This window comes from Leptolyngbya sp. FACHB-36, from assembly GCF_014695955.1.
Lineage (GTDB): Bacteria > Cyanobacteriota > Cyanobacteriia > Leptolyngbyales > Leptolyngbyaceae > FACHB-36.
This window is the reverse complement of record NZ_JACJPG010000687.1, coordinates 1-4849: the sequence shown is the minus strand read 5'-3', so window position 1 is coordinate 4849 and position 4849 is coordinate 1. Positions and strand designations below refer to the sequence as shown.

The following is a 4849-nucleotide window of genomic DNA, read 5'->3' as shown; positions in this document are numbered from 1 at the left end:
GCCTCGTCCTTCAAGCAGCCTAAAAGAGTAGCGGCACTATCAAGCGTTAACCACTGACGGGCAAAGCGGGCAAGCAGCACCTCGTCTGCCTCGTTTTGGACTTCGGTCAGCAGCCGTTCCGCTAGATACCAGCACGCCAGCGTGTCCGCCTCGGCGCGATGGGAGCGGCCCACCGGAAATCTGAAATGTTTTACTAGATCGGGCAGGCGACGAGACGGCAGGTCAGGCAGCATCAGTCGCGACAAAATCACCGTGCAGAGCTGCTTGTCCTCTGGGCGGGAGAACACGGTGTTGACGCGATCAAACTCTGCTTGCAGAAAGCCGTAGTCGAACTCCAAATTGTGCGCGGTCAGAACGCCTGTGCTGACCAGTGGCAGGTACCGATGCCACACATCTCTAGCAAAGGGAGCCTGATTCACCATCGCCTGAGAAATGCCTGTGAACCGGGTAATGTTTTCCGGTACCGTGACTTCAGGATTGATTAGGTGAGTCTGCTGCTCCTGAATCCCCTTTGCCAGAGATGCCTGTAGCACCGACACCTCAATGACCCGATTCCAAGCAGGTTTGCCGCCTGTAGTTTCTACATCAACCACCGTTAGCAGTTGCTGGCTCACTTGGCGGTAGTAAGCCAGCAAATCGCGCGATCGCACGTTACTTCTCGGACGACACCGAGGTTCTAACACGCTTCACGGGCTTGGGCTTGCCGTCAGTCGCATCTTCCACGTGGTCGGAGCTAGAACGCATCCAAGCAGGACGCGTCTGGTCATACGCCATTTGCAGCGCTGCTGCCGCGATCGCGTGCGGTTCGTAATCTTCCGCTAGCTCTGCCACGATCGGCAAGAACGACGCCATCCGCTCACCCACAAGCGCTTCGCGAATTTGCGCTTGCAGCTTCTCTAGCTGACGCGCTTCAATTTGAGCGCGAGTCGGAATCGACACGATTTCAAGCCGCTGACGAACATGGTGTTCGATGTCGCGCAGCTTACGACGATCAAGGGAATGAATCAGCGAAATCGCTGTGCCCTCTTTGCCTGCGCGTCCAGTACGTCCGATACGGTGGACATAGTTTTCCACGCTGTCGGGCAAATCGTAGTTGATCACGTGCGTCAGGTCATCCACGTGGATGCCGCGCGCTGCAATATCCGTTGCCACCACCCAGCGGACTTGACGCTGGCGGAACCGCAGCAGCAAGCGTTCCCGCTGAGTCTGACTGAGGTCGCCGTGATACTCATCAACGCTGTGCCCAGCGGCTTGCAGTTGGCTCGTCAGTTCCGCTGCCGCCTTACGAGTGCGGACGAAGATCAGCGCCGATTCGGGATCTTCGAGTTCTAGGATCGGCAGCAGGGCGCGGGCTTTGGTCCAACCGCGCGGCACCATGTACACCACCTGGTTAATTCGAGTAGGAGCGGCTTTGGGCTGGTCGATCGTCACGGTGATCGGCGATCGCAGAAACTTTGTTACGAGCTTGCGAATCGACGGGTCCATCGTGGCGGAGAAGAACGTGGTTTGGCGCTCGATCGGGGCTTGGTTGAGGATTTTCTCCACGTCTTGAATAAAGCCCATATTCAGCATTTCATCGGCTTCGTCTAGCACAATCCAGCTGAGCTGGTTGAGCTTCAAATCACCGCGATTTAGCAGGTCAAGCACCCGACCAGGCGTGCCGACTACGATTTGAACGCCGCGCTGCAGGCGAGAAATTTGCTGATCGATCGCCTGTCCACCGTAGATAGTTAGCACGCGCACGCGCTTGTCGTCGGTAAAGGTACGAATCGCCTGACCAACCTGCATTGCTAATTCGCGGGTAGGGGTCAGAATTAAGGCTTGCACGGTAGGCAGCTTGGGATCAATACGCTCCAGGATGGGTAGCGCGAACGCAGCGGTTTTTCCGGTGCCCGTTTGCGCCTGACCCACCACATCGCGTCCAGACAGCAGGTGTGGAATCGCCTGCGCCTGAATTTCTGTGGGAGCCGAGAAGCCCATTGCTTCCAGGTGACGAACACGAGCTTCAGAAAGTCCGAGACTGTTAAACGAAAGAGTCATTAAATCTCCTAAGGGGTTTCGAGATGAATTTGAGACAAAAAATCGGAATAGCGCGCTTAGTAAGCGTCTAATCGAGAAACGAGAGGGGGAACATCGCTTATGGAACGGTCATCGGGCGTGCAGAAAGTACATCGCTTGCTATCGCAACGTGTCCGAAGAGGTCATACACGTCTGCTTGGTCGATCGCCACGGGAATCAGCGATCCCAAACGAGCTTCACCCTGAACGTAAACCACACCATCCACTTCCGGGGCAAACCGAGCAGAGCGGCCCACAAGCTCGCCTGTCTCCGGATTCTCCTGCTCAATCAGCACATCAACGACCTTACCCACGTCTGCCCGATTTTTCTTGAGGGCGATCGGCTGCTGAAGCTGCATTAGAGCATCGCGTCGAGCTTCCATCACTGATTCAGGCAGTTGATTCGGTAAGTCATGAGCGGGAGTCCCTTCTTCCGGCGAGAACGTGAACACACCGACGTGATCGAACTCGTGCCGCTGAACGAACTGCATCAGGTGCTCAAAGTGGGCATCTGTTTCGCCAGGAAAGCCAACAATAAACGTGGTCCGCAGAACAGCGTTGGGGATCGCGGTTTTAATCCGCTCAATGATGCCGTCATTAACGCGACCCTGCCACGGACGGTTCATTGCCCGCAGAATCTCTGGATGGGAGTGCTGCAGCGGCAAATCTAGATAGGGCAGCACGTTGGGCGTTTCCCGAATCGCGTCGATCACCTTTGGCGTCAAGCCAGTGGGATAGGCGTAGTGCATCCGAATCCAGGGAATATCTACGCTACCCAAGGCTCGCAATAGTTCTGCCAGCTTCGGTTCGCCGTAGATGTCTAGCCCATAGTTCGTTGTAATCTGGGAAATCAGGATCAACTCCTGCACGCCCTCAGACGCCAACTGGGTCGCTTCTGCCACGATCGACTCAATCGACCGCGATCGTTGATTGCCTCGCAGGTGAGGAATAATGCAAAACGCACAGCGGTAGTCGCAGCCTTCAGCAACGCGCAAGTAGGCAACGCCTTCTGTGGTTGTGCGGTAGCGGGGCGTGGTTTCATCAGCAATGTAAGTTGGCTCTGCGGAAACTTCTGTTACTCGCTCTCCGACTTCTGCCCGTTCGATCACACTGACAATCTTGTGGTAGTCCCCAGTGCCAACCAACGCAACCGCTTCGGGTAATTCCTCTAGAAGCTGCTCCTGGAAGTGCTGCGCCATGCAGCCAGTGACAACAATTCTTTTGTTTGCCTCTGCTAGCTCCACCAGCGTCCGCACAGATTCTTCGCGCGCTGCCTGAATAAAGCTACAGGTGTTAACGATCACGTAGTCGGCAAGGTCTTCGTTGTTATCAACCTGGTAGCCTGCCTGCACCAGCAGTCCCAGCATGTGTTCGGTGTCAATTCGATTTTTTTCGCAGCCCAAGTGCGAAACCGCAATCGTCGGCTTATTCCCCATGAAGTTTTATTTGTTGTAAAGAAACAGGTAGCCAGTCGTTAAGCCGTAGCGATCGCTTATGCGACGGACAAACCCCTCGCTTCAAACCGTGTAGCCGCATCGTAGCTGCTGCTACCCACTGCAATCGCCCAGATGAGTGTTACTAATATCTTAGCGTAAAATCGGGAATATTACGATTCTTTACGCAAAACTTTCTCCTTCTTTAAGAACTGCGAAGCGTTGCTGCCAAGTTCACTGGCTTACATCCGCTCGTAGGACTTCCAGTATAGTTGTTTTGGATCATAAACGTTGAAGTTGCAAACATTGGTGCAAATCGCCTACTTCCGGGGCAACCCCAAGCTTCAGACTGAACGGCAACTGTCGCTCATAACGACTTGCGATCAATCAGTATAGGCTACAGGAAGCGATCGCGGCTTACCAACGAGCCCTGACGGTTAATTCAAACACCGTTGATCTACTTACGTTGAGGCTCACCTAGGTTTAGGAATGGTGCTGCTGTTTCAGGGCAGATTGGAGGTGGCGATCGCTTAGTATCGACGAGTTCTGCAAATTGATGCTGCGTCGAGGTTCGCGTTCAATCAGGAAGTGTTCTGCATGAGCAAGGCAAGCGCGAAGAGGCAGCATTCGAACTTCAAAAGACAAAAGAGCTACTTCAAACACAAAAGCGCTTGCAGGCTGTTGAGCGGGTGGATTCAGTTGCTCCAGCAGATTCGGGCACGGTAAAAAGTTATCATTATTGATTACAAACGTTTTATTGACGAGTCCGAAATCTAGATACACAGTGGACTTAACCTCAATTTTCAAAACCCCAAACCCAATCATCGGCGTGGTGCATTTGCTGCCGCTGCCCACCTCTCCCCGTTGGGGAGGCTCCCTCAAAGCTGTGATTGATCGCGCCGAGCGAGAAGCCACCGCCCTTGCCTCTGGCGGCGTCGATGGCATCATGGTCGAAAACTTCTTTGATGCGCCCTTCGTGAAAGATCAGGTCGATCCGGCGGTGGTGAGCGCCATGAGTTTGATTGTGCAGCGCCTTCAGCATATGGTGACGCTGCCGATCGGCATCAATGTCCTCCGCAACGATGCCCACAGCGCCTTGGCGATCGCCACCTGCACGCAGGCGCAGTTTATTCGCGTTAACGTTCTGACGGGCGTGATGGCAACGGACCAAGGCTTGATCGAAGGACGCGCCCACGAACTAATGCGCTATCGGCGCGAGTTAGGTAGCGATGTCAAGATTTTTGCCGATGTGCTGGTGAAGCACGCTCGCCCATTGAGTTCACCCAATTTAACCGTTGCGGTGCAGGACACGATCGAGCGGGGCCTTGCCGATGCCGTGATTTTGTCCGGCTGGGCAAC

Annotated in this window: 5 protein-coding genes; 1 reads left to right on the top strand and 4 read right to left on the bottom strand. The window is 54.6% G+C overall.

Annotated features, from left to right (window positions below):
• From H6F43_RS21610 to H6F43_RS22025, 4 genes are all read right to left on the bottom strand, one after another.
• Positions 1–683, bottom strand: a 683-nt coding sequence (locus tag H6F43_RS21610) for an exonuclease domain-containing protein (RefSeq protein ID WP_190345233.1), incomplete at its 3' end; no start/stop codon positions are given.
• Positions 652–2040: a DEAD/DEAH box helicase gene (locus tag H6F43_RS21605; protein WP_190345232.1), complete on the bottom strand. Its 1389-nt coding sequence runs from the start codon at positions 2038–2040 to the stop codon at positions 652–654. The genes H6F43_RS21605 and H6F43_RS21610, both read right to left, overlap by 32 nt.
• Before the next feature lie 97 nt (positions 2041–2137).
• Positions 2138–3493 carry a 30S ribosomal protein S12 methylthiotransferase RimO gene (gene rimO, locus H6F43_RS21600; protein WP_190345231.1) on the bottom strand — a complete coding sequence of 452 codons (1356 nt, stop codon included), beginning with the start codon at positions 3491–3493 and terminating at the stop codon, positions 2138–2140.
• Positions 3494–3973: 480 nt separating this feature from the next.
• The gene (locus H6F43_RS22025) at positions 3974–4117 is read right to left on the bottom strand and encodes a hypothetical protein (protein WP_206754601.1); all 144 of its coding nucleotides are present in this window, start codon (positions 4115–4117) and stop codon (positions 3974–3976) included.
• Positions 4118–4274: 157 nt separating this feature from the next.
• On the opposite strand from H6F43_RS22025, the gene H6F43_RS21595 reads away from it, so the two are divergent.
• Positions 4275–4849 (top strand): BtpA/SgcQ family protein (locus H6F43_RS21595; protein ID WP_190345230.1); only part of this gene is annotated, 575 nt, incomplete at its 3' end.